General features: G+C 69.3%; 21 protein-coding genes and 4 pseudogenes. 12 read left to right on the plus strand and 13 right to left on the minus strand.

Going from position 1 to position 23,931, the window contains the following annotated elements; translation table 11 throughout:
• The first annotated feature begins 46 nt into the window (after window positions 1-46).
• The 3 genes from L7D48_RS05445 to L7D48_RS05455 are packed head-to-tail and all read left to right on the plus strand — an operon-like array spanning window position 47 to window position 3,356.
• The gene (locus tag L7D48_RS05445; RefSeq protein ID WP_237877733.1) at window positions 47-1,087 is read left to right on the plus strand and encodes a substrate-binding domain-containing protein; all 1,041 of its coding nucleotides are present in this window, start codon (window positions 47-49) and stop codon (window positions 1,085-1,087) included.
• 38 nt (window positions 1,088-1,125) lie between these two features.
• Window positions 1,126-2,325, plus strand: a complete 1,200-nt coding sequence (locus L7D48_RS05450) for a Gfo/Idh/MocA family protein (RefSeq protein ID WP_237877734.1) — start codon at window positions 1,126-1,128, stop codon at window positions 2,323-2,325.
• Between the two features lie 20 nt (window positions 2,326-2,345).
• Entirely contained in the window at window positions 2,346-3,356 is a 1,011-nt protein-coding gene (locus tag L7D48_RS05455) for a sugar phosphate isomerase/epimerase (protein WP_237877735.1), read from the plus strand.
• A gap of 394 nt (window positions 3,357-3,750) precedes the next feature.
• Here L7D48_RS05455 and L7D48_RS29530 read toward each other — a convergent pair whose 3' ends face one another.
• The gene (locus tag L7D48_RS29530) at window positions 3,751-4,083 is read right to left on the minus strand and encodes a ketoacyl-synthetase C-terminal extension domain-containing protein (RefSeq protein WP_256462474.1); all 333 of its coding nucleotides are present in this window, start codon (window positions 4,081-4,083) and stop codon (window positions 3,751-3,753) included.
• Window positions 4,084-4,205: 122 nt separating this feature from the next.
• Between L7D48_RS29530 and L7D48_RS05465 the strand changes: the two genes are divergently transcribed.
• Complete coding sequence (locus L7D48_RS05465; protein WP_237877737.1) at window positions 4,206-4,886, plus strand: haloacid dehalogenase type II; 681 nt, start codon at window positions 4,206-4,208, stop codon at window positions 4,884-4,886.
• A gap of 353 nt (window positions 4,887-5,239) precedes the next feature.
• Here the strand turns inward: L7D48_RS05465 and L7D48_RS05470 are convergent, their stop codons facing one another.
• A complete protein-coding gene (locus L7D48_RS05470) occupies window positions 5,240-6,802 on the minus strand; it encodes an alpha/beta hydrolase fold domain-containing protein (protein ID WP_237877738.1) in 1,563 nt (520 codons plus the stop codon).
• Between the two features lie 324 nt (window positions 6,803-7,126).
• Window positions 7,127-7,573, minus strand: coding sequence for an erythromycin esterase family protein (locus L7D48_RS05475; RefSeq protein ID WP_237877739.1), 447 nt, complete (start codon window positions 7,571-7,573; stop codon window positions 7,127-7,129).
• Window positions 7,574-7,666: 93 nt separating this feature from the next.
• On the opposite strand from L7D48_RS05475, the pseudogene L7D48_RS05480 reads away from it, so the two are divergent.
• Window positions 7,667-8,875, plus strand: a pseudogene (locus L7D48_RS05480) (IS3 family transposase); the annotation flags it as partial.
• A 352-nt stretch (window positions 8,876-9,227) separates the two neighbouring features.
• Here the strand turns inward: L7D48_RS05480 and L7D48_RS05485 are convergent.
• From L7D48_RS05485 to L7D48_RS05500, 4 genes and pseudogenes are all read right to left on the minus strand, one after another.
• Window positions 9,228-9,671, minus strand: coding sequence for a hypothetical protein (locus L7D48_RS05485; protein ID WP_237877740.1), 444 nt, complete (start codon window positions 9,669-9,671; stop codon window positions 9,228-9,230).
• Between the two features lie 321 nt (window positions 9,672-9,992).
• A protein-coding gene (locus L7D48_RS05490) for an IS5 family transposase (protein ID WP_237877741.1) occupies window positions 9,993-10,795 on the minus strand; the annotation gives its coding sequence in 2 pieces (ribosomal slippage) (window positions 9,993-10,451 and window positions 10,454-10,795; 801 coding nt in all).
• Window positions 10,782-11,683 (minus strand): annotated as a pseudogene (locus L7D48_RS05495) (DUF3626 domain-containing protein). Before L7D48_RS05495 ends, L7D48_RS05490 begins: the two are co-directional and overlap by 14 nt.
• A gap of 391 nt (window positions 11,684-12,074) precedes the next feature.
• Window positions 12,075-12,242: a hypothetical protein gene (locus L7D48_RS05500; protein WP_237877742.1), complete on the minus strand. Its 168-nt coding sequence runs from the start codon at window positions 12,240-12,242 to the stop codon at window positions 12,075-12,077.
• Window positions 12,243-12,293: 51 nt separating this feature from the next.
• Here L7D48_RS05500 and L7D48_RS05505 point away from each other — a divergent pair, with 51 nt between their 5' ends.
• From L7D48_RS05505 to L7D48_RS05515, 3 genes are all read left to right on the plus strand, one after another.
• Window positions 12,294-13,253: a hypothetical protein gene (locus tag L7D48_RS05505; RefSeq protein ID WP_237877743.1), complete on the plus strand. Its 960-nt coding sequence runs from the start codon at window positions 12,294-12,296 to the stop codon at window positions 13,251-13,253.
• 88 nt (window positions 13,254-13,341) lie between these two features.
• On the plus strand, window positions 13,342-13,533 hold the full coding sequence (locus tag L7D48_RS05510; RefSeq protein ID WP_237877744.1) for a hypothetical protein: 192 nt from the start codon (window positions 13,342-13,344) through the stop codon (window positions 13,531-13,533).
• A 120-nt stretch (window positions 13,534-13,653) separates the two neighbouring features.
• Window positions 13,654-14,493, plus strand: coding sequence for a hypothetical protein (locus tag L7D48_RS05515; protein ID WP_237877745.1), 840 nt, complete (start codon window positions 13,654-13,656; stop codon window positions 14,491-14,493).
• A gap of 38 nt (window positions 14,494-14,531) precedes the next feature.
• On the opposite strand, the gene L7D48_RS05520 is transcribed toward L7D48_RS05515, so the two are convergent.
• A complete protein-coding gene (locus L7D48_RS05520) occupies window positions 14,532-15,464 on the minus strand; it encodes a transposase (protein ID WP_237877746.1) in 933 nt (310 codons plus the stop codon).
• 83 nt (window positions 15,465-15,547) lie between these two features.
• Between L7D48_RS05520 and L7D48_RS05525 the strand changes: the two genes are divergently transcribed.
• Entirely contained in the window at window positions 15,548-16,093 is a 546-nt protein-coding gene (locus L7D48_RS05525) for a hypothetical protein (protein WP_237877747.1), read from the plus strand.
• A 40-nt stretch (window positions 16,094-16,133) separates the two neighbouring features.
• Here the strand turns inward: L7D48_RS05525 and L7D48_RS05530 are convergent, their stop codons facing one another.
• A complete protein-coding gene (locus tag L7D48_RS05530; RefSeq protein WP_237877748.1) occupies window positions 16,134-16,541 on the minus strand; it encodes a hypothetical protein in 408 nt (135 codons plus the stop codon).
• A 121-nt stretch (window positions 16,542-16,662) separates the two neighbouring features.
• On the opposite strand from L7D48_RS05530, the gene L7D48_RS05535 reads away from it, so the two are divergent.
• Window positions 16,663-17,523, plus strand: a complete 861-nt coding sequence (locus L7D48_RS05535) for a barstar family protein (RefSeq protein WP_237877749.1) — start codon at window positions 16,663-16,665, stop codon at window positions 17,521-17,523.
• A 125-nt stretch (window positions 17,524-17,648) separates the two neighbouring features.
• Here the strand turns inward: L7D48_RS05535 and L7D48_RS05540 are convergent.
• Window positions 17,649-19,151: pseudogene (locus L7D48_RS05540) on the minus strand (ISL3 family transposase); the annotation flags it as partial.
• Window positions 19,152-19,373: 222 nt separating this feature from the next.
• A complete protein-coding gene (locus tag L7D48_RS05545) occupies window positions 19,374-20,105 on the minus strand; it encodes a hypothetical protein (protein WP_237877750.1) in 732 nt (243 codons plus the stop codon).
• 588 nt (window positions 20,106-20,693) lie between these two features.
• On the opposite strand from L7D48_RS05545, the gene L7D48_RS05550 reads away from it, so the two are divergent.
• Entirely contained in the window at window positions 20,694-21,323 is a 630-nt protein-coding gene (locus L7D48_RS05550; protein WP_237877751.1) for a hypothetical protein, read from the plus strand.
• Window positions 21,324-21,380: 57 nt separating this feature from the next.
• Here L7D48_RS05550 and L7D48_RS05555 read toward each other — a convergent pair whose 3' ends face one another.
• The gene (locus L7D48_RS05555) at window positions 21,381-22,409 is read right to left on the minus strand and encodes a methyltransferase domain-containing protein (protein ID WP_237877752.1); all 1,029 of its coding nucleotides are present in this window, start codon (window positions 22,407-22,409) and stop codon (window positions 21,381-21,383) included.
• A 331-nt stretch (window positions 22,410-22,740) separates the two neighbouring features.
• Between L7D48_RS05555 and L7D48_RS05560 the strand changes: the two genes are divergently transcribed.
• Window positions 22,741-23,532, plus strand: a complete 792-nt coding sequence (locus L7D48_RS05560) for a class I SAM-dependent methyltransferase (RefSeq protein ID WP_237877753.1) — start codon at window positions 22,741-22,743, stop codon at window positions 23,530-23,532.
• Here the strand turns inward: L7D48_RS05560 and L7D48_RS29405 are convergent.
• Window positions 23,497-23,598, minus strand: a pseudogene (locus L7D48_RS29405) (transposase); the annotation flags it as partial. The gene L7D48_RS05560 and the pseudogene L7D48_RS29405 sit on opposite strands and share 36 nt — an antisense overlap.
• Window positions 23,599-23,931: the final 333 nt, after the last annotated feature.

Consider the following 23,931-nt stretch of genomic DNA (forward strand, 5'->3'; position numbering starts at 1 on the left):
GGTCCTCTCCCCTCCCCGCACCACACCTGAGAAGGGCTGACCCAGCATGCCTGAAGAAATCCTCACCAGCCGCAGAAGAGTGCTGTTCGGCGCGGCGATCGGTGCCGGCGCCCTCGTCACCGGCTGCACGAGCAACGCCTCCTCCAACGATGAGTCCGCTGCCACGGCGCCGGAGACCGCGGGCAAGCCCGGCAAGCCGGTCACCATCGGGTTCGCCGGCCCGCAGGCCGACCACGGCTGGCTGAACGCCATCAACGAGAACGCCACCCGGCGGGCCGAGCAGTACGAGGACGTGACGCTGGAGATCACCGAGGGGTCCAACGACACGGCGACGCAGATCGGCCAGATCACGACACTGATCAACAAGAAGGTCGACGTGCTCGTGATCCTGCCGGCCGACGGCAAGGCGCTCACCCAGACCGGCCTTGAGGCGATGCGTGCGGGCATCCCCGTCGTCAATCTGGACCGGATATTCAACTCCCCCCAGGCCTACCGGTGCTGGGTCGGCGGAGACAACTACGGAATGGGCCTCAACGCGGGCCGGTACATCGGCGAGCGACTGAAGGATGTCGCGGACGCCAAGGTCGTCGAACTCGCCGGGCTCGACACCCTGGAGCTCACCAAGCAGCGCACCCAGGGTTTCGACGACGCGCTCGGCAACTACCCGAACATCACCAAGGTCGCCCGCCAGGCAGCCGAGTTCACCGTCGAGTCCGGCCAGGCCAAGATGGCCCAACTACTGCAGGCCCAAAAGGATTTCGGCGCTCTGTGGAACCACGATGACGACCAGGGCGTGGGCGCGCTGCGGGCCATCGAGCAAGCCGGCCGGGACGAGTTCGTGATGGTCGGCGGCGCGGGATCGAAGTCGGCCATGGAAGCGATCCGGTCCGACGACAGCGTGCTCAAGGCCACCGTGCTCTACCCGCCGACCATGGCGGCCTCCGCGATCGACCTCGCCCGTGCCCTCGGGCAGGGCAAGGGCGTCAGCGGCCTGGCCGAGCTGGAGATCCCCTCGTCCCTGACGCTCTACTCGGCGATCGTCACCAAGGACAACGTGGAGGACTACCTGCCCACCGGCTTCATCTGAGCCCTCCCCTCCCACCCGGCCAACCAGGAGCACATCTGATGAAACACAGTGATCGCGGAGAGTACGGCGAGCCCAAGCCGGACCTGGGTATCGGCATGGTCGGCTACGCGTTCATGGGCGTTGCCCACTCGCAGGCGTGGCGGACGGCGGGGCACGCGTTCCCGCTCCCACTGCGCCCCCGGCTCGCGATGATCTCGGGCCGTGACGAAGCGGCGGTCGAGGCGGCGGCCCGGCAGCAGGGCTGGGCCGCCGCCGTAACCGACTGGCGTGCCGTCGTGGACAGTGACGACGTCGACCTGGTCGACATCTGCACACCGGGAGACAGCCACGCCGAGATCGCCATCGCGGCGCTGGAGGCGGGTAAGCACGTGCTGTGCGAGAAGCCGTTGGCGAACTCCGTGCCGGAGGCGGAAGCCATGGTGGAGGCCGCGCGGGCGGCCGGCCGACGTGGCCAGGTGGCGATGGTGGGCTTCAACTACCGCCGGGTACCGGCCATCGCCCAAGCCCGCCGCCTGATCGCCGGGGGCCGCCTCGGAGCGCTGCGCCATATCCGGGTCACTTACCTCCAGGACTGGCTCGTCGACCCCGAGTTCCCGCTGACCTGGCGCCTCTCGCGCGAGAAGGCCGGTTCCGGCGCGCTGGGCGACTTGGGCGCGCACGCGGTGGATCTGGCCCAGTACCTGTCCGCGGAGCCGTTGGCCGGAGTGTCGGCCCTCACCGAGACGTTCGTCTCCGAGCGGCCCCTGGTTGCCGCCACGCTCACGGGGGACGACGGGCCGCCGGCCAGGGGACCGGTGACCGTGGACGACGCGGCCCTGTTCACCGGCCGGCTCGCCTCGGGCGCCCTCGCGAGCTTCGAGGTGTCCCGGGTGGCGGCGGGCCGCAAGAACGCGCTGCGCGTGGAGGTCAACGGCGAGTTGGGATCGCTGGCCTTCGACCTCGAACGCCTCAACGAACTGTCATTCCACGACCACACCGAGCCGGCCACGACGGCCGGTTTCCGGCGCGTCCTGGTCACCGAACCCGAGCACCCGTACCTGAAGGCCTGGTGGCCCCCCGGCCACGCTCTGGGCTACGAGCACACCTTCACCCACCAGGCCCACGATCTCGTGCACGCGATCGCCACCGGCACCGATCCCGCACCGTCGTTCACCGAAGGACTGCAGGTCCAGCGGGTGCTGGCCGCGGTCGAGGAGAGCGCGGCGAAGAACGCGAGCTACACCCCCGTACCCGTCTGACGGCAAGGAGACACGCGACAATGCCACGTCCCTTCACCTTGTTCACCGGCCAGTGGGCCGACCTCCCCCTGGAAGAGGTCTGCGGCCTTGCCCGGGACTTTGGCTACGACGGACTCGAACTCGCCTGCTGGGGAGACCACTTCGAGGTCGACCGGGCACTGGAGGACCAGAACTACGTCCGGGGCCGCAGGGAACTCCTCGCCCGCTACGGACTGGGATGCTGGGCCATCTCCAACCACCTGGTCGGCCAGGCCGTGTGCGACCGGCTCATCGACGAACGCCACCAGGCGATACTTCCGGGCCGCATCTGGGGCGACGGCGACCCCGAGGGCGTCAGGCGCCGGGCCGCGGCCGAGATGGCCGACACGGCCAGGGCCGCCGCAGCCCTCGGCGTGGACACCGTCATCGGGTTCACCGGTTCCTCGATCTGGCACCTCGTGGCGATGTTCCCCCCTGTGCCGCCGGAGATGGTGGAGCGCGGATACGCCGATTTCGCCGAACGGTGGGGGCCGATCCTCGACGTCTTCGACGCCGAAGGCGTGCGGTTCGCCCACGAGGTCCACCCCGGTGAGATCGCCTACGACTACTGGACGACGCACAGGGCGCTGGAGGCCGTGGACCACCGGCCCGCCTTCGGGCTCAACTTCGACCCAAGCCACTTCGTCTGGCAGGACCTCGACCCCGTCGGGTTCCTCTACGACTTCCGCGACCGGATCTACCATGTGGACTGCAAGGAGGCGCGTAAACGGCTGGACGGACGCAACGGACGGCTCGGTTCCCACCTGCCCTGGGGCGATCCGCGCCGGGGCTGGGACTTCGTCTCGGCCGGGCACGGGGACGTCCCATGGGAGGACGTCTTCCGCATGCTGTCCTCCATCGGGTACGACGGCCCCGTCTCCGTCGAGTGGGAGGACCCGGGGATGAGCCGCCTCCAAGGCGCTCCCGAAGCCCTGCGGGCGCTCAAACGCTTCGACTTCGAGCCCCCCACCGCCTCCTTCGACGCAGCCTTCGGTGGCGACCGTCGGTCCTGACAACACCGCCGCCCGCCGAAGCACGAGCCAGTGCCTCCCTCCTTCCGGGGCCCGGCGGCGTGCCTCCGGAGGTCCTACCGGCGGTGCCGATGCGAACGCGCCCCACACGCGGACGGGTTCACCAGAAAGGCCCCGTCGATCTCACAGGAACGAGCCGGAGTCCGGCTCATCCGAGGCCGCGACTCGGTCGCCTCCACGGGGACTGTGAAACGTTGTCCGGCGGCGACCTCGGCCGGCGGAGCGTTGGTGCGCAGACGTACCAGCGTGAGCAGGGTCTGGCGGAAGCGGTGCAACCGGTGCCGGTGGGGGCGCAGTGCAACCCTTCGGGCGTAGATCAGCCAGGAAACGTGCTCGGCGACCTCGTGCAGGACGTCGAACATGGCTCGATACGGGATCAACGAGGCTCCTGCGTGACGGGCTGTGCGCCGGACGGAAGAGGGCTCGGGGGCTGCTCCAGCACGACGTGGGCGTTGGTGCCGCTGATACCGAACGAGGACACCGCGGCCAGCCGGGTTCCGCCGCGCACCGGCCACTCGGTGGTGTCGGTGGGCACGAACAGGCGGGTCCCGCCGGGATCGATTTCCGGAGCGCTTCGCGGAACGGCCCGGCGGCACACGCCGCCGGCGATCAGGGACACCTGACGGAGGCCCAGCCACGTCCGCGCGGCTCCACCTCCTCGGCCGTTCGGGTGACCGCGTCCGAGTGCCGCCCGGCGAGGGGCGTTCATCCGTGCTCACATGCTGCGCCACGCGGAACCACACGGAAGCCGGGGGGGACACAGCACCACTGTGACACTTGTGATCCGCACCCACGATGGCTGGCCACGGCCCGACGAGCAGGCAGGAGTCCATGCACCCTCCACCGCGTCTCATCGTCTTCGACGTGAACGAGACCCTCAGCGACATGACACCGCTGCGCACCCGGTTCGAGGAGGTCGGCGCGCCCGGACACCTGGCACCGCTGTGGTTCGCCGGAGTCCTGCGGGACGGCTTCGCGCTCACCGCGGCCGGCGGCTTCGCCGAGTTCGGCGACCTGGCCGCCGACGGGCTGCGTGCCCTGCTGGCCGGCCTGCCCGAGCGGTCGGGAGGTGTCGATGACGCCGTCCGGTACGTCCTGGCCGGGCTCGGCGCGCTCCCGGTGCATCCCGACGTGCCCGAGGGGGTGCGCGCCCTGCGGGAGGCCGGATACCGGCTGGCGGCGATGACCAACGGCGCCGCCCCCACGACCGAACGCCTGCTGGACGGCGCGGGGCTGCTCGGGTACTTCGAGGCGCTCCTGGACATCCGCGGCCCCCGGGCCTGGAAACCGGCCCCCACCGCCTACCGGTACGCGATCGACCGGCTGGGGGTGGCCGCGGACGAGACGCTGCTGGCCGCGGTGCATCCCTGGGATGTCGACGGGGCACGCCGCGCCGGCCTCGCCGCCGCCTGGCTGCGTCGCGGCGCCGCGGTCTACCCGGCTGCCATGACCGCCCCCACTCTGGCCGCCGACGACCTCGCCTCCCTGGCCCGTGCGCTCACCGGGGACTGACGCGCCCGCCGCGTTCGCCTCCCGGCCGCGCGGCCACGCTCGTCCACGAACGGGCGGAAGGAACCGGTCCGCAGGCCGTCTCCGAGCGCGGGGGCTCGGGCGCCGGTCACCTGTGGCACCAGCGGGCGAGTTCGCCGCCCGACGCCCGCGTTCAACGACAGGGCGCCGATCGTGAGCCCTGCGTGTCCGAGCACGGTGGGGCCGTCTGCCGCCATCGCCGTCGGCTGCCCGAGCCGCGCCATGACCTCGTCCCTTTCCCCGGTGCGGGCATTGCGGCCGGCGCCCGCCGCCGACCGGCTACCGTGAAGGGGGAGCGGACGGGGGCCTGTGCCGCTGTTGCCCGGCCGTGTCCGTCACCTGCCGTCGGCGAATGCGCGGAGGAAGTGGTCGGCGGCCTGCCGCTGGGCCTGTTCGGCCTTGTCCAGGACGGCCGAGGCGCCGAAGAACTCGTGCATGACCCCGTCGTAGCGGGTGAGGGTCGTGGCCACCCCGGCCTCCTGCAGGCGGTGCGCGAACTCCTCGCCCTGGCTGCGCAGGACATCGCGCTCGGCGGTGATCACCAGGGTGGGGGGCATGGCGGTCAGCCGGTCGGCCGGCAGCCCGAGCAGGTCGATCCTGGGATCCTTGGCGGCCTCGGGCCTGCCGTCGAAGGCGTGCGCCGCCATCCAGCTCAGCAGCGCGCGGTTGAGGGGCCTGCCGTCCGCGGCGTCCTCCATCGACTCCCCGTACTGCTCGGCGGTGGTCAGGGGGTAGACGCAGACCTGTGCCGCGGGGACCGGCTCCCCGGCGGCGGCGAGCTGCAGGACCGTCGCGGGCGCCATGTTCCCGCCGACGGACTCCCCGCCGATTCCGACGCGGGCCGGATCGCCGCCGAGCCGTGCGGCGTTGGCGACGGTCCAGCGGTAGGCGGCCAGGACGTCGTCGTGGGCGGCGGGGAAGACCGCCTCCGGGGCGCGCCGGTAGCCGGGGGAGACCACGATCGCGCCGGTCTTGTTCGCCAGCCCGCGGCAGGAGGCGTCGTAGGTGTCGATGTCGAACAGCACCCAGCCGCCGCCGTGGATCCACATGATCACGGGCAGCGGACCGGAGGCCGCCGGGGCGGCGGGGGTGTAGACCCGCAGGGTCTGCTCGCCGCCGGCCGCGTCGGGGATCGTCAGGTCCTCCACGGACCCCACCGGCTCGGGCCCGTCGATCCCCCGCTCCTCCATCACCTTCCTCACGGCGGCGTCGGGGCCGGGCTGCTTGCGGGCCTGGTCCGGGGTGAGGGTCTCGAAGGGGAGGGGCTCCAGGGCCGAGTGGGCGTCGACGATGGCCTGTGCCTGGGGGTCGAGCAGCCCGGAAGCGTCGGTGGCCAGCCGCTTCTTCTTGCCCGTGGCCGAGGCCCTGCCCTCGTCGACGGGCTTGGCGAGCTTGCCGGCGGCCTTCTCGGCGGCGCCGCCGCCGTCGGGCGCGTGCGGGTGCGGGGCGGGCGGCGCCTGCCGCTTGGCGGCGATGAACTGCCGGCCCAGATCGGCCATCCGCTCCGGGCCCACCTTGGTGCGGAAGGACGGGAGTTCCTCGCCCTCCTCGTCGGAGACATGGTGGCGCACCAGGGTGATGAGTTCGGTCAGCGCCCGCTCGAACTCCGCCTCGCCCGGTTCGCCGCCCTCAAGGGTCACCAGCAGTTCCTTCATGCCGTGGTGCTCGTCGCGGGCGTCATGGTTGGCGTCCTCCATGCCCAGCTCGGGCCACAGGGGGTAGAGGACGACCTCCTCGGCGAAGGCGTGCAGCGACAGCTCGAAGCCGATCTGGTCCACCAGGGTGCGGCGATCGCCGCGGCCGGCCTCCAGGTGCTGGAACTGCCTCTCCACGATCGCGTGGTCGTCGGCGATCAGGTGGTCGATGTCGCCGGGCTGGGTGGGGTAGGACAGGGCCACGTCGTCAACTCCTGAAGGGGGCGGGCGTCCGGTCGCCGGAGTGCGGCACCGGTAGGAGTACCCGTGGAGCGAAACGTATGAGCTCTGTCGGTGTTTCTTCCCAATTTAGGCGCAGGGGGTGCACCCGAACGCTCGATGACGTGTCGCCGGGCGAGTACGACTCGGGGTCCGTGCGGTTCGCGCGGTACAGCCTGACAGTGTTGCCCGAGGCACCGCCGCGTGTTCAGGTCTGCCGTTCAGGCCGTGTACGGCCACCCTGGGGCGCGGGTCCGGGGCGCCGTGGCCTCGTGCTCACCGCCGACCGGTCGCCCGCAGCCGTGGGGTTCACTGGCCGGTGGGGTAGGTCTCCTCCTCGCCCGTGCCGTGCTCGTAGCGGTGGGGGGTCAGCGCCCGGGTGCGGTCCAGGTAGAGGAAGGCGTCGTAGCGGTCGGCGAGCACGGTGGGCACGTAGTTGCCCCAGCGTTCGGCCTGCGGCCGGTAGACGACCCCGATGGCTCGATGATCGAATTCCTCGCGGCGCCAGGCCGGAGCCGCCTCGCCGCCGTCCTCCCAGACGAACAGGGCCGAGCCCCCGGGCAGCGCCCGGTGCAGCAGGTCCTCCACGCTGCCGTCCCGGGCGGGCGGCACCTCCATCGTCTCCGGTGGCATGCCCCACTGCTGTGCGGCGATCACCGTTCCCTCGTGGGAGCCGAAGCCGACCAGCACCACGCCCTCTGCCGCGTGGCGCTCGCGCGGCAGCTGCCCGACGTTGACCATGCCGGCATCGGCCATGTGGCAGGCGCGGATGTTCCACGACTCCGGGCCACCGCGCACCTGAACCGTTCCGGGTCTGGTGGAGGCTCGATTCCCTGAGAGGATCGAGTCATGGCACGTCCGTCCCCCTACCCTCCCGAGCTTCGTGAGCGTGCGGTCCGCATGGTCGCGGAGATCCGCCCGAACTACCCGACCGAGTGGGCCGCGATGAAGGCGGTCGCCGCGAAGCTCGGAATCGGCGCGGCGGAGACCGTGCGGACCTGGGTCCGGAAAGCCCAGATCGACGCCGGTCAGCGGCCGGGGGGCACCTCCGAGGAAGCCGCTGAGATCAAGCGCCTCAAGGTCGAGAACGCCGAGCTGAAGAGGGCGAATGAGATCCTCAAGGCCGCATCGGCTTTCTTCCCGGCCGAGCTCGACCGGCCACACAGGCGCTCGTAACCTTCATCGACGAGTTCAAGCAGGTGTTCGGCGTCGAGCCGATCTGCCGTGTCCTGACCGGCCACGGACTACAGGTCGCAACCAGCACCTACTACGCGGCCAAGAGCCGCCCGCCCAGCCTCCGGTCCGTGCGGGACACAGAGCTGAAGGAGCACATCAGCCGCGTCCACGCCGACAACTTCAGCGTCTACGGCGTCCGGAAAGTGTGGCGGCAGCTGCACCGCGAGGGCATACCTGTGGCCCGTTGCACCGTGGCCCGGCTGATGCGTGAACTCGGCCTTCAGGGCGCCCGACGCGGAAAGAGGATCCGTACCACGGTGCGTGACGAGGGACACGAGCGGGCCGCTGACCTGCTGAATCGCGATTTCATCGCGAGCAGCCCGAACCAGCGGTGGGTCGCGGGCTTCACTCACATGCGTACCTGGGACGGGGTGGTCTACGTCGCCTTCGTCGTCGACGTGTACTCCCGCGCGATCGTCGGCTGGTCAGCGGCCACCAGCAAACGAGCCAAGCTCGTCCTGGACGCTTTCGAAATGGCTCTGTGGCGACGTGACCGGGCTGGCACTCCCGCCGGGCCTGGGTTGATACCTCACTCCGACGCCGGCAGCCAGTACACATCTTTCGCCTTCACCGCGCACCTGGTGGACGCCGGTCTCGACGCTTCGATCGGCAGCGCCGGTGACGCCCTGGACAACGCGCTCATGGAATCTCAGGTCGGCCTGTTCAAGACCGAGCTGATCAAACCCCCGTACCTCCTGGAAGACTCTCGCGGAGGTCGAGGTCGCCACCGCGGAATGGGTCGACTGGTTCAACCACCACCGCATCCACACCGCGATCGGAGATATCCCGCCCGCCGAACACGAAGCCACCTACTACGCTCAGCACCAGCCGCAACCGGCGGCTGGAGTCAGCCCATGGAGCCTCCACCAGACCCGGAACGGTTCAACCGGCCGGGGTCAAGCCCGCTGGACCAGCCGTTGGAAGACCGCCCTGAACGCCTTCGACGGCCGTCTGTCGACGGCCCGTCAATAACCCCAACCGCCCTGGTCACACCGAACGCGTGACAGACCCTTCATCGAGCGACACCTTCCGTCAAGCTTCCGGCGCCTGCCGGACACCGCCCCGACCACGACCACGGCCGATGGCGGCCGCCTGTCGGTTGACCCACGCAGGGAGCGGGGCAGGTCCGCACCGATCCCGCGTTCGAAGGCGATCGGGCGGGAACGGTGCGGATTCACATGTCGTACCGCGTTGTCAGCAGGGCGAGAACGGCCGCCAGGAGCACCGCGGACAGGAAACCGACGATCCAGACCACTGCGAGCCGATCGGGCTCGATCTCGACACCGGGATTCTGCCGCTGGGCGATGTAGTGCCTGAGCACCCGGGCGCGGACGGGGAAGAGGGCGATCGGGAGGGAGGCGAACGCGACGCTGTACAGGAACAGCAGTTCCGGCACCGGTTCGGGCCGCAGCAGGTTGATCGCCAGGACAACGGAGGCGAACACGGGAATCAGGACGTAGAACGCCCGCCTTTTCCGCCTGCTCTGCTGCTTCCACGCGCTCCGTGACGCGCCCGGGAGCCTCATGCTGTCGACCAGCGCCCGCACACCGAGCATGAAGAACGCCGTCGCCGCGAGTGCGATCAGCCACCAACCGGGCTCGGGAATCGAGAACAGCATCTTCCTCCCACCGTCCCTTGGTCACACGGCGACTGCTTGTCCGGTGGGCGACGCCACTCCGCCGTGTCGGCGAGCTCGTTCGGCTCGACTCCCACGCCGTCGCACACCGTCTGCGACATCTGTCGCCAGGGGCATCATTGCACCTGCTCATGCCGGAGATCACTGCCGGAACCGGGCAACCTTCTCGGCTCGGAGTTGCCCCACTCGGCGCGATCGGCGGAGGCCGGGCCCGGCCCCGACTCCGGTTCCGGTTCCCGGCCCGGCCGTGTCCACCGCGGGCCGACGGTGTGGCGTAGCTGTTGTGGGTGCTTAGAGATCGTCTCAGTTGGTCAATCTCCGATAGCAGATGAGTGTGGCCGCGATGCCGGCGAAGGCGAGGAAGTGTTCGGCCTTGCGTTCGTAGCGACGGTGCAGACGGCGGTACCCGGATAGCCACGCCACCGTCCGCTCCACGGTCCAACGGTGGCGGCCCAGACGCTGGGAGGACTCGATCCCCTTACGGGCGATGCGGGGTGTGATGTTCCGGGATCGGAGCCATTTCCGCAGGTGGTCGTAGTCGTAGCCCTTGTCTCCGTGCAGCTTGGCGGGGCGGCGTCGACGCGGTCCACGGCGAGATCGGATGGGCGGTATGCCGCGGACGAGGGGTTCGAGACCCTGGCTGTCGTGGGTATTGGCTGCGGAGATACCGATGGAGAGGGGCAGACCGGTTCGCTCCGTGATCAAGTGGATCTTCGAGCCCTTCTTGCCGCGATCGACAGGATTCGGGCCTGTCAGCTCCCCCCTTTGAGGGCCCGCATGTTCACGGAGTCAATCGCGCACCGCGACCAGTCCAGATCTCCCCGGGCGCCGAGTTCGTCCAGCACCAGACGGTGGAGCTTCGCCCACACCCGCGCAGCGGACCACTCGGAGAACCGTCTGTGGACGGTCTGCCACGACGCGCCGAAGACCGGCGGCAACTGCCGCCACGTGCATCCCGAGGTAGCGACAAAGATGATCGCGGCAAGGACCGCGCGATCGTCAACTCGCCGACGGCCACCGCCCTGCGGCCTTGTGGGAATCGGCGGCCTCACAGCCCCGAACAACTCCCACAACTCCTCCGGCACCAGCCCCTCAACGAAGCCCATCGAGTACAGCCCTCTCCGTCGGTACCGGACTCACCGAATCGTCAACGGCCCTCCCAGGCGCCCCAAAACGCGCGAGGTAGTGCCACACCTTCTTGATCGCCTGTGGGTCGTGGTGGCCTGCACGCGCTGCCTCCCCGACGATGCGCGGATTGAGTACGCCGTCGACGGCGATCTGTGCGCCCAAGTCGACGTACTCCTGACCGCGGTAGCCGGGATGACGGAGGAGTTCTGCGACATTGAGTCGGAAGCCGGGGTGCCACTCCACGGGGCAGCCCAGGCGTAACGCCGCAACCTCCACAGCCGTCCCTCGATAGCAGGGGTCGAGGACCAGCGCCTCGGCGTGGCAGTTCGGTCGCACAGGCCCGTGGACCTGCGCCTCGATGTAGTCGTCAAGGTTGTCCTGGCGATCGGCGAGGGCAAGCTCGATGAGCCCCATGCGGGCCGCGACACCGAAACCCGAGGGTTCAAGGAAACTGTCCGGGTAGCAGAACGTGGTCCGCGTCAGCGTCTCGGCCGTCAGCCGAAAGTGGGCAGAGCCGAACCGCGGTGCCCCGCCGACAGGCTTGCGACGGAAGTTCAACGCCCCGTAGACGGGCCGCTCATGAGCGTGTGCGCGTCGTAGGCCCCGTCGAAGATCCGGCTCTCCCAGCGCCACCGGTCGCCGCCGGGATATGCGGTCAGTCCGCCGTTGCTGGTCCCCGTGACGAACTGTGAGCGGTAGACACCGTCCTCGGACATGGCATCCAGGATCGGCTTGTCGTGCAGTAGCCGGTCCGGGTGGAAGTTGAGGGTCACCCGCAGCGTCGGGTCCATCGGAGGGCCCGACGCCAGTTCCGCGACATGGCCAAGGGCCCGTTCCTGTGGTGTCTGGGAGGCTGCGGAGCTCATCCGCACAGTGTTCCTCAAGCTGATCAACCGCTGCACGCGGATTGTCTACCGACAGTCCGGCCATGCGGGAGACGGAGCTGAGCACCAATCGAGACGATCTCTTAGTCACCGGCAGGAGGAGCGCGACCAGGAGCAGGACCAGGCCGTGCCCGAGCAGAAGGCCGGCGGCACCTGGCTCTCGCGCTTCCGCAGGTGACGCGACCGGACCAGGCTGCCAGCGGCAGCCGCCAGGCCGAACGGATGGATCGTAAGGACGAGCAGCTGCTACGGCGCCGAGCACGACCACCCGGGCCAGCAGCCGGACCAGGATTTCGTGAGGCGTAATCGCGAGGCGTAACAAGGCGCTCCTCCACCCGGAACCGGGTGGAGGAGCGCCTTGTGGTTGCGGTGCTCAGGCGTCGGGTTCTTGCCGGAAGTAGTCGGGGGCGAGGTGCCGGAGCCGGTCGTCTTCCTCAGTGACCGGTTCGAGGAAGATGTGCAGGCCGTCATCGAAGACGCCGTGGTGGTCGTAGCTGAACCAGGAGTCCACCACCCTGTAGCGGTCGCCGCGAAGGAGCACGGGACGGAAAGCGCTACTTCCTGGTCGGGGCCATCTGGCAGGGTGTGGCGTGTGACAAGCGAAGGCGATACGAGCAGGGAGGGCGAGGCGTGGGCGATGGATATGCTCGTCCAGTTGCGCCAAGGCAGACAGGAGGCACATGCGCGTCGCGACGCGCTTGCGGCAGCGGTCGACGAAATAGCCGACGGTTTCACGCAACTGGGCCTCAAGCCTTGGAAATCGGAGCGTAAGAGCCCGGCGCGAGAGGACATGAAGGTCCCGGACGTCATGCTCGGTGACCGCGCAGAACCAGCCGCAACGGTTCTCCGGTATGAATCAGCGGTCAACATCCTCAGCGCCGCCGATCAGCTTCGGGGTTTCGCCGTCCTGCTTCGTGCAGAGAAATCGCTGATGGGCGCGGTCTCGGTCGCGCGTGGCGTCTTCGAGGCGTGCCTGTGGGCCACAGCGGTAATCGACCCGACCATCAGCACTGACGAGCGCCTGCAACGTGCCCTGACGCGTCGCCTCGCACGACTCTCAGCAGGTATCCGTCTCAGGAAAATGCTCGGCGGCGATACCGATGCCGACCAGCTCGTTGAGAACGACGGCGACGTGGATGACGCGCACGGGACCAACCGCGATCCTGCGAAGGACATCAGCGACATCTTGGCTTACGCCAAGGACCGGGGCTGGCCTGTGAAGAGGGGCCGTCGCACCCCCGAGATCACACCTCTTTCGATTGACTGGCTCAGCGAGAACCTTGAGCGCCGTATCGGCATCGAGGGGTACGCCTGGACGAGCGGCTCGTCGATGGCTCACGGCGAGCATGCTGCCGACACGGCGGTGTGGGTTGAACTGTCCCAGGACATCGGCACAGCTCCGGCATGGTTGATCCAGTTGTGGTCGAACGGTGCTTGGGCGGGACCGCGCCTCTTCCTTGCAACGCACGCCGCCTACACAGGGAAGGGCAGCCTGCGCCGCGAGTATCAGCGGTTCGAAGAGTTGTTCTTGAGCGGGGTCGGCAAGAGCTGAGGTCCTGGAGATCCATATGGCATGCCCTCATGCGCTACGCCCGTCGTCCTCGCTGCACCGAGTGCAAGGCAGCGTTCACGGACGAGCGGTGGCAGGCGGTGGAGTGCACTGGCTGGGACGCCTTTCTCCGAAGACCCGTCCGACCCTGTGCGGTGACTGCGACCAGCGACATGGGACCGACTGGGAGGAAGCCTGGCCGGACGCGACGTGCCAGGAGCAGGAGCTGGCCGTGCCGGAGCAGAAGGCCGGCGGAACCTGGCTCTCGCGCCTGCGCCGCTGAGCTGGGCACGCCTCTCGACCAGCCGCGCTTCCCCTTCTGGCAAGGACCAGCCCGGCGCATTGGATGGATACGACGGAGAAGGCACGTCATGCTGGAAGCGATCGATGCGAGGGGGGAAGCGTGAGCCGCGGGCAGACGGAAACTCTTGACGAGAAGCACCAGCGCTTGTTGGAAGCTTTCGTGTTGAGGGCCCGCAGGGTGGAGGAGCACTCGCTGGCCGCCGACTGGGACGCTCTTGTCGAGCTGACCCGCATGAGCATCAACGTCCGTGTCGACCGAGGCGAGGTCCGGATCTCGTACGAGCTTCCGCCCGAGGAAGTGGTCGAGTCTGCGGCAGCGCGTATCAGGCCAATTCTGCTGGAGCAGGAGGACTGCTTTCACATGAAGGCGCTCTCGGCTCTGGGCTACATCTGTCGAGCAGCACCGCAAGATGCGGCGTGGATACGGGCCGCACGCGCTGAGTGGCGGACACGGGCGAGCCCCTCCACGCGCGACGAATCCGGCTATTGGGTCATGGTCGCCGACACGTCCACGGGCGAAGAGCGTGACCTCGATGCGCATGGGCTGGCCATGGCCTGGATCTACGGAGACGTCGTGCATCACGACCCAGAGCGACGCAAGGAAGGCGACACCTTCGGACTGCGCGACCGGTTTCGCGCCGCTGTGCCCCTAGTGGCCTGGGCGATGGTCGGCACGATCGAACTCCTGAACTTCATCAGGGCACTGAACGAGGCCGGGATGTTGAAACTTCGACAGGAAGTGTTCGATGAGCAGGTCGCCTTGAAATCGACCGCGTGGGAAGAACGCGCCGAGATGTACTACGCACCCATCGGCGCTCAACCTCCCTCGCTTGCGAGCTCTCCCATGCCCGAGGGGTGGCTCCCTCTGAGCAAGGCATCCGACCTGTCGGTCTTCCGTCACCGCATTGCGGGACAACTCTTGCGAGCTCGTGCACGGTAGGCGGTGAGGCGTCGAGAACCTCGGTGAGGCCTCGGTGTTCACCTCTGTCGCGTCGGCGTCAGGTCTGCGGTCTGCTGGTGGGACAGCAGTCCGGCGACGGCCTGGACCGTGTCGCTGATGTGCTCGCGGCGGCCGAGGTGGCGGGCCAGGGCACGCCAGTTCTTCAGATGGGCGATGCCGTGCTCGACCCGGATGCGCCGCGAGGAATGCGCCGTGCGCTGCCGCTCATACATCTCCTCGTACCAGTCGGGAGCGTTCTTCTTGAACTTCCGGTGCGGTGGTGTCACCACCCGTCCGCCGGTCTGCGCGCCCAGGCCCTGGTAGCCGGCATCGGCGAGGATCTCCACGGCCGGCCCGTCGGCCAGGAGCTTGGCCAGCCCCAGCTGGCGGGCGTGGGTGATGTCCGCGCAGCTGCCCGGCCGGGTCGGGCTGCCAAACAGCACCCGGCCGCCGGCATCGGTGACGACCATGGTCTTGACGGCGTTCTGCCTGCTCTTGCCGGAGATGAACGCCTCCCGGTCCCTGCGTCCGGCGGCCGGGCGCCGGACCCGGATCTCGGTGCCATCGATGATCCCGGTCCTGCCGCTGGCACCGAGGTGGTCGATGACCTCGGCGAGAGTTCGCAGCCGCACGCCGGGGGCGATGGTGCAGCCGCGCTCGGCGAGCAGGGGCCGCACTTCGCCGACGGCGCGGGTGATGGTGGAGCGGTCCACGCCGAACCAGCAGGCCAGCACGTCGTGCGTGGTGGCGTGACGGAGGTGGACGAGCGTGGCCAGGAGCCGGTCGATGAAGACCAGCCGGTGCTTCGCGCCGGCGCCGATCGCCCGCTTCCGCGGCCGGGAGGTGAGCCTGGCCTGGTGCCGCTCTTGCCACAGCGGACCCAGCTCGGCGACGAGTTCTGCGATCACGTCGGCCGACAGGCCCGTGATTCTCCGGTCGCTGATGATCGCTGCACGAGATGCGTTCCCCACCACCCGACCATGATCGGCGATCAGCAGCTCGACGCCTCACCGCCTACCGTGCACGAGCTCGTTAGTTAATTGAGAGGAACGCTGTGAAAGGAAATGTCGCTTCTCAGAAAGCTGCTATTGCCGCGCTCGGCGTCGGCGCCCTTCTCCTGTCCTTTGCGGCGCCCGCGTATGCCGCCGGGGCCGGAAATGAGAACGAGCCTGAAGGAGTAAAACAGTGCATCATCGTGCTGGAGCCACTCGAGCCGGGGCAGACCGATTCCGAGGTTGAAACTCGTACATGCTCGACTGGTGCTGACTTTGCTGCTAAGTCAGATATAGCTGCTCAGAGTACCCTTCTGATGACCTGGTATGCGAACAGTAACTACGGTGGCGTCAGTACACAGATCCGCGGCAAGGCAGGTCCCTGCGACAGTTCAGGGTACGGCTTCAGATGCGTGGGTGACGCTTGGAACGACCGCATCAGCTCGTTCCGGACATTCAACTACTGCAACGCTGTCGAGGAGTACAGGCATGCGAACTATGGTGGAATTATGTTCTATCTCAGCAACCCCGGTTCCTCCGGCCTCAGCGAGTCTTATCTGGGAAGTGGCAGCAACCAGGTCAGCTCCTTCTGGCTCAAGCGTGTGTGATTTCCAAGATTCCTTAGTGGTGAGGATTTCTCAGCGGTGATCAATTCCAGATTCCGTTGAGGACGAGGGGTGCTCGGGCAATGTCGCCGACCCGGCTGGGGCTGAGCGTGACGTGTTGCAGGGTGCGCCATCGCTGCTTGAGCTCGGCGGCGGTGCGCCACCCCATGACCTTGTCCCTGGACTCTTCCCGGTACAGGCCGAGCAGGGCTGCGGTGGAGCAGGTGAACACCGCCGCCGCGCCCGCCCCGAGCACCAGCCGGGACGCCAGCAGCGCCGGGAGGGAGTCGGTGACCAGGCCCGCGCCGCCGCCGAGCCCGTAGGCCATGAGCCCGGCGGCGAGCGGCAGCCGGGGGCCGGCCGAAGCGGTCGGTGGCACCAAGTGCTGCCAGCGGGCCAGTGACGCGGCGGTAGTGAGTCCGGCCGCCTGGGCGATCAGGTCCCGAGTCAAACGTAGGGCGAGCAGCGACAAGATCGCAGATGCCCCCAGCTGACCCTGCTCGCTCGCCTTGCGCCCACACCAAACCGACCTGTGACCGCGACCGTTCCCGCCCAAGCCGTAGGCTCAGCGCATGCCGCCCGAGAGCCGCCCCCAGGACGCCGCCAAGCACTGGCAGGACTGCACGGACGTATACGACTTCCTGGACCAGATACGCCTCAGGCCCGGCATGTGGCTGCGAGGCGGCTCACTCCGCGATCTGCAGACGATGCTGATCGGCTACCAGGTAGCCCTCGGCGTGCACTCCATCGACGACCCCTGCGACTTCTGGCACGGTGGGGCATTCAACCAGTGGCTCGGGACGCGCCTTGGCGGCACCAGCCCGCTCGGCTGGGCAGCCGACATCGAGCGCAACACGCCCGACGGCTCGACCCCCGTCGAAGAGTTCTTCCGCCTCCTCGACGCCTACAGGAGCGAAACGGCGCAAGCCACCGCGACGACTCGCCTTCCCGGCATCGAGTACATGATCAACACCTTCGTCACCCTCTTCTGGCGCAAGCGTCTCCTCGCGCAGACGACCGAACGTCTCGAAGACCGCGGCTTCCGCGTGATCCGCCTGGAAGCCGGCCAATGGAACACGGAGCGAGACATGCACCGTGCCATGGCCGTGGCCCTGGACTTCCCCGACTACTACGGCCACAACCTGGACGCGCTCAACGACTGCCTGGGCGACGTGGCCTGCTACGACGATGCTCCCGAAGGCGCCGGACTGGTCCTCGCCTTCACCGACTACGACCGATTCGCGACGAGCTGCCCCAGGGCGGCCCAGGTCGTCCTAGACATCATCGCCGACCAGGCCCGCCAGGCAGCCGTACTTCGCCGCCGTTTGATCTGTCTGGTCCAGAGCAACGACCCGCAGATCCGATTCGAACCCGTCGGCGCTATGCCCGTCCTGTGGAACAACGACGAAGCGCTCGACGCACGTCGCTGCTGAGCAGGCGATCCTTGTCAGCGCACCCGGTTAGGGTGCCCGCCATGAACCTGGGGACACCTGGATGGATGGGACTGTAAATCGTTCGGCTCTGTCTCACATTCGGTGGTGACGGAGAGTGGTTGTTGTCCGAGGATGATGCGGTGGCGAAGCAGGGGGAAGCCTGCTCGTCCGTGCATCTGGCGCGCGATTCGCTTGGTCTTGGTGTTGACTCCCTCGGTGGGGCCGTTGCTGTAGGGCAGTGTGAGTGCGGCGATCACGGCGTCACGGTCGCGGCCCAGGCCGCGGGTGAACGCCTGCAGATGGGGCAGATCGACTGCGCGGACCTGGGCGATCCAGCACGTGAGTGCGTCGGCGTTTCCCGGCTGAGGCTTCAAGAGGGGGGCGAAGTCTCTGACGGCTGCGGCCAGGTGGGTCATCTCGGGGCATGCGGCGGTGAGCCTGGCCAGGAGCTCGTGTTGCTCGGTCTTGAGGTTTTCGGGCCTGGTCAGGAGCATCCGGGCGAGTCGGCGCGGGAAGATGTGGCTGCGGTCGGCGTCCGCGCGGCCCTGGTTGATGTACTTGTGCAGGAGGTTCAGGCAGCCGGTGAAGCCGAGGGCCCTGATCCCCTCGAAGAGGCGCTGGACGGGGACGGCGGGGTCCTCGGCCCGGCGTGTGCGCAGGTGCTCGCGGTAGGGATCGACGAGGCCGGCACGGTACTTGGGGACGCGGAGCATGCGCTCGGGCCGGTCGGCCCGGGCGTAGCGCTTGACGGTATTCAGGGCCAGCTGCAGCCGGCGGGCGCACTCCAGCAGGCCCACCCCTTGGCCGAGCAGGCAGTGGACCTGGTGCCAGCGCTCCAGAGTCGTCTGTGCGCGAGGCCCGTCGTAGAGGGGCGCGTCCAGCACGGCCGCCCAGCAGCTGCTGTGGGCCTTGACCTCGCTCAGAGCGGCTTCGCACAGGTTGTGCCACAGATGCCACCGGTCGGCGACCTGCACCGCGTCGGGCAGGGCGCGACGGGCGGCCTCGGCGTAGGTCGCGGAGCCGTCGCGGCACACCACCTCGACGCCCGGATGCTCGCGCAGCCAAGTTTCCAGCGTGTCGGCCGTGCGGTCGGGCAGCACGTCGATCCGCTCATGGGTCTCGGCGTCGATCACCACGGTGGCATAGCGGTGCCGCCGGCGCAGGGCGAAGTCGTCGACACCGATCACGCGGGGCACCCGCCCGGTGGGCAGCGGGATCCGCAACAAGGTGCGCAGGGCCGTGTGATGCGAGAGGTCCACCGCGAGTACGGTCAGCAACCGCGCCCCCGCCCGGCCCGCTAACTCCTTCACCACAGCCTTGACCTGCCTGGTCGGGCGGGCCGTACGCCGCTGATACCGCTCCAGGACTCCGGGCACCTGTTCGCGGAAGGTCTGGCGGCAGCCGAGCGTGGGACACACCAGACGTCGCACCCGGACCCGCACCACCACCCAGCGCCCGTCGACCGGCACGTCGGCCACCGTCCGCAGCTGATGGCCGTGCACCCGTCCTGACGATGCCCCGCACGCCGGGCAGGCCGCAGCGTCCTGCGGCGTCCGTGCCCGCACCACGATCCGCTTCCTCTCATCGATCACATCCTCGATGACCAGCGGGGACAGCCCCGAGAACACTGTCTGGACAAGCTCGTCGACATCCTTCACACGGACGTCAACGACCCTCGCGACTCTCCGTCACCACCGAATGTGAGACAGAGCCGCTCGTTTGACAGGCCCCTCAGAGGACAGGTACCCCGGTGGTGCCCTGGCCGCCGCCCGCCTCGAAGAGTGAAGAGCACCGGATACGCACGGGCGGTTCCCCCGACGCTCACCCGCTGTACGGCCCGTCCGGGGCCGCTACCGTCCAGGGCAGGGCGGGAGGTTGGCGGCGGTGTACTCCTCGGCGACCGTGAACACCGCGGCGCAGCGCGGGCACTGGGCCCGGCCGAACAGGTAGGTGATCCCCCAGGCGATCCGGCCCTGCCCGTCGCGGACGGCCGTGTCGTACATCCACCGCCCCACTCCGTCGAGTTCTCCCGGGGAGACCGGCCGCAACGGGCGCCGCTCCACATCGCCCCGGTCCCAGTCCCGGATCGCCGCGTAGCACCCGTGAGCCCCGATGGCGACGGTCACCTCCCCGCCGCAGTGCGGGCAGAGCAGCGGGTAGAAGTCGTCCGCGAAGTCTTCCAGGACGGCGCTCCAGTGGTACTGCCCGGTGGCCGCAAGCAGGTCGCGGAAGCTCCGGAGCCAGTCGCCGGGCCGGGTGCGCAGGTAGTGGTTCACCAACTCCCGCAGCTCTGTGACCGCCGCCGCGCAGTCGGCGAACAACGCATCACCCCCGTGATCGTGTGCGGCGCCGCGCACGATCGCCCCGGCCAGTTCCAGCGCCCGCGCACGGGTGCGGGCGAGCTTCACCAGACGCGGCAGGGCGGCGAAACTCGCGGGGAACACCGTCTCGCCGTGGAGACACAACCGATCCCACAACTCCGCCCACACCTCTTCCCCGCCTCCGCGCTCCGCCCGATCCAGAAGCCCGGGCACGCGATCGGCGGCCCCGTGGGAGTCGTACACCCGCGTCCAGTCCACCACCCCGGCATTCAACCGCCCGGAACCCATCACGGCCACCCGCCTCCGAACCCCGGCCGGCGGCGCAACACTCCCGGCCCCGCGCCCGCGAACGACGCAGCGGCCACCCCGGCCCGTACATGCCGGTCCCGGCGATCTCGGTCTCGGCGTCCGCACCGTCGTCGGCGTACCGGTTGTCCCCGCCACTCGCCCCCGGTACACCTCCTGCGACCCCGCTGCTCCGGCCGCCGTGACCCGCCCGGCATCGACATCCCACCGGCCAGACGCGAAGAAGACGGCCCCGGCCAGCGCTCCAGTGGGCGACACGCCCCCGCCTCCCGCGGGATGCGCACGACGGGCTGCTGGTGGCGCACCGCCCGCAAGCCCATCGGACGGCCAGGCCCATGGGTGGCCTGCCGAAGCCAGGACTCGACCGCTGCGGCGGTCTCGAGGGCCGTGCACCGGCCCCCGGCTACGACGGCGACCGGATCGGCCGTCTGGCCGGTGGTCGCTTTCACCTGCTGGCTGATGGCCTGAAGGTAGGCGTGGGCGGTTATCGCGACTGAAGCCGGTGGTCTGGGGCCTCAACTTTGGCCCATTATGGGGCGGGTGATGATTCCTTCTCCGGATGAGGTCGAGGCCGCGCGTACTCCGGCGGGCGGCTGGACCCGTGATCAACTCGCCACCTGGGGTGTGCCCTGGCCGCCCCCGGCGGGCTGGAGGCAGCGACTGGCCGACCAGTGGCACGCCGCCCAGCAGGCCCCGCACCAGGACACCGCTCCCTCGGGGCCCGGTGGGGGAGAGGCGCCCGTGGCCACACCCTGCACCGTCGAGGTGCTGGGGCCGGAGCCCGACTGGCAGCCCGCGCCGGCCCTGGGCTACTACGTGGGCAAGAACCCCGCCTTCCAGGTGAGTCCGTGGCAGTACGCGGCGAGCTTCTACCGGATCGTCGCCGGGCTGACGCCGCCGCTGGAGACGATCGCGGCCCGGCTGCGTCTGGAAGTGGAACGCACCTGGGAGGAGCTGGGCGAGGTGGACGTGGCCCTGTTCCGCATCCAGGGCACGGAGTTCGCCCTCAGCCGGTTCGCGCACGACGAGGACCGCCTGTTCGTGTGGCTGAACCGCTCACAGCGCGACGTCGAGACGGCCCTGGACCTCCTCCTCGGCGCGCTCGGGGTGGGCCGCGAGGCCGTGGCCTTCATCGAGGACCAGGCGGACGACCCGTCCGGCACGCCCGGCTGACGCCTTCCTGTCTCCGGTGGCGCACGGCCAAGACGCCCACAGAAGCCGCCGCGGAGGTCAGTGCACCGCTGCGGTCTCCAGTGGCTGCCAGCGGGGCCCGTCCGGGTCGCCGCTCCAGATCCACTGCTCGTGCTGGGTGCGGGTGAGGCCGAAGTCGTACAGCCCCGGCGCCCCGCGTTCCTCCCACACTGTCCAGGCGCGCAGTACTTCGTCGGCCAGGCGCCGGGGCCCGCCCTGACGGGCCACTACGCCCGCACCCGCCTCCGCCCCTGGACGGGCATCGGTTCCTGCGTGGGGGGTGAGGGTGGCCCAGGAGGCGTGGCCGTCGTGCAGCCACACCACCGGCCCCGCCTGCTCGGCCTCAGCGGTGACGTGGACGTGGATGTCGGGCAGCAGCACCCGCAGGGCGAACAGCAGATGCCCGCCCTCCGGCCCGGTCAGCGGCCCCAGGGCGCGGGGAAAGAGCCCCTCCGCCTCCAGGGGGTGCTGGTCGCGGACGTGGTGGAACGGTGCGCCTGGGTCGGTGCCGCGGGCGGGCATGAACTGGGCCAGTCCCTGCACCCACCCCGACGCGGAGCGCCCACCGTCGGCGACGGTGAGGGCGACATGGCCCAGGCGGCCCCAGGGGGTGACGATCCGCCCGCCGGGCCGGGTCTGTTCCACCCACGCCCAGGGGACCTCCTCGACGGCGTAGGTGGCGATCACCCGGTCATACGGGCCGCCCTGCGGCCACCCGGCCGTGCCGTCCCCGTCCCGGACGGCCACCTTGGCGCCGGCCGCGGTCAGCCGCTCGCGGGCTGCGGCCGCCAGTTGCGGGTCGACCTCGACGGAGGTGACCTGGTCCGGGCCGGCGCGGTGGGCGAGCAGGGCGGCGTTCCAGCCGGTGCCCGTCCCCAGCTCCAGCACTCGTCGGCCGGGTTCCAGCAGCAGCGAGTCGAGCATGTCCACCACGACCGCCGGGCACGACAGACTCGAGGACGCCCGGTCGCCGGTGATCTGGGTGACGGCCGGGGCGTCCGGCCTGGCGTAGACATCGGTCGGCAGGCCCGTGATCCTCCGGTCGCCGATGATCGCTGCACGAGGCACGTTCCACACCACACGGTCATGATCGGCGATCAGCAGCTCGACGTCTCACCGCCTAGCGTGCACGAGCTCGCCAGCGCCGCATCAGACAACGTTCGCCCTGTGGCGCCGCTAGAAGCTCGTCGAAAAAGTCCACCGGGCATGGCCAGGGATGGGCCTTTCCCGGCCCCGTAGGGGCGCTTGGACGGACGTGGGATCGGGTCCTGGGGCCGAGTTGCCTCCCGGTCCCCTCAGGAGTCCGCAGCAGCCCACTCCATGCGTCACGAAACAATGCCTGACCTGGTCTTTTGTTCCCCTCGCTCCTATGATCGCACTCGGTTGAAAGGGGGGCCGGGTGGACCGGACCGTACGCACCGTCGAGGACGTTCTCGCGCTCTTGGACGGGCTGTTCGCATCTGAATCCGGGACTGACCGTTTGGCGACCGGTGACGGCAAGAACTTCTGGGATCGCTTCTATGCCGACCGGTCAAGGCCGGTCCCGTTCTTCGTGGCGAAGCCGGACGAGAACCTGGCCGCCTACTTCGACCAGGGCCTGATCGCTCCCGGTCGGGCTCTGGACCTGGGCTGCGGGGCGGGCCGCAATGCCTTGTTCCTCGCCTCGCGCGGCTTCGAGGTGAATGCGGTCGACCTCTCCCCGGTGGCCGTCGCGTGGGGCGAGGACCGGGCTCGCGAGGCTGGAGCCGGTGTCCGCTTCCTCTGTGGTGACGCTTTCGCTCTCCCTGCTACCAGGTTGGGCGGCCCGTACGACCTGGTCGTCGACTCAGGATGCTTCCACCACCTGCCGCCGCACCGGCGCGTCAGCTACCTGGCCCTCCTCGACCGGGTCCTGGCCCCCGGCGGCCATCTCGCCCTCACCAGCTTCGCCGCCGGCGAGGGGGGAATGGGGTCGCAACTCGCCGACGCGGACCTCTACCGTGAACGCGATTTGCAGGGCGGTCTTGCTTACACGCCCGAATCGCTGCGCTGGATCTTCTCCGACCTGGTGGAAGTCGAACTGCGCCGCATGCGGGAAGAGCCGCCCGAGTCAGCACTCTTCGGTGTGACGTCTCTGTGGACCGCGTTGTTCCGTCGGGATACAGCCTCTGCCGCTTCAAGCGACGTTCGCCGCATTCGCGACCTCGCGTAGGAGCTCGTCCTGGGCATGCTTGTTCCGCCAGACGATGTAGTGACGGAGCGTGCTGCCCTGCTCCTTCACGGCGCTGCGCATCCCGGCCTCCAGAACGTGGTCGAGGACCTCCGCCGACAGGATCGCGGCAAGATCCGCCCACCGGGTTCGCGGGGCGGCGCCCCTGCCCGCGGCGCTAGGACCGGGCCACCAAGGGCGGCCAGTCGCCGCCGGACGGCGGCCTCACGCGTGTCCTCGTCGGCGCCAGCGTCCAGCTCTTGTGAGAGCAGGCGGGGGATGGGCCGTTCCCATCGGTGCAGCCAGTCGGCGTGCCGGTCCTCACTGTGAGGACATTGCCTGTTCGGTTCCTGCGGCCTACCGGTCCTTGTGTGCTTCAACGATCAGGGCGAGGGAGATCGT

This window comes from Streptomyces sp. ICN903 (assembly GCF_022015835.1).
GTDB lineage: Bacteria > Actinomycetota > Actinomycetes > Streptomycetales > Streptomycetaceae > Streptomyces > Streptomyces fenghuangensis.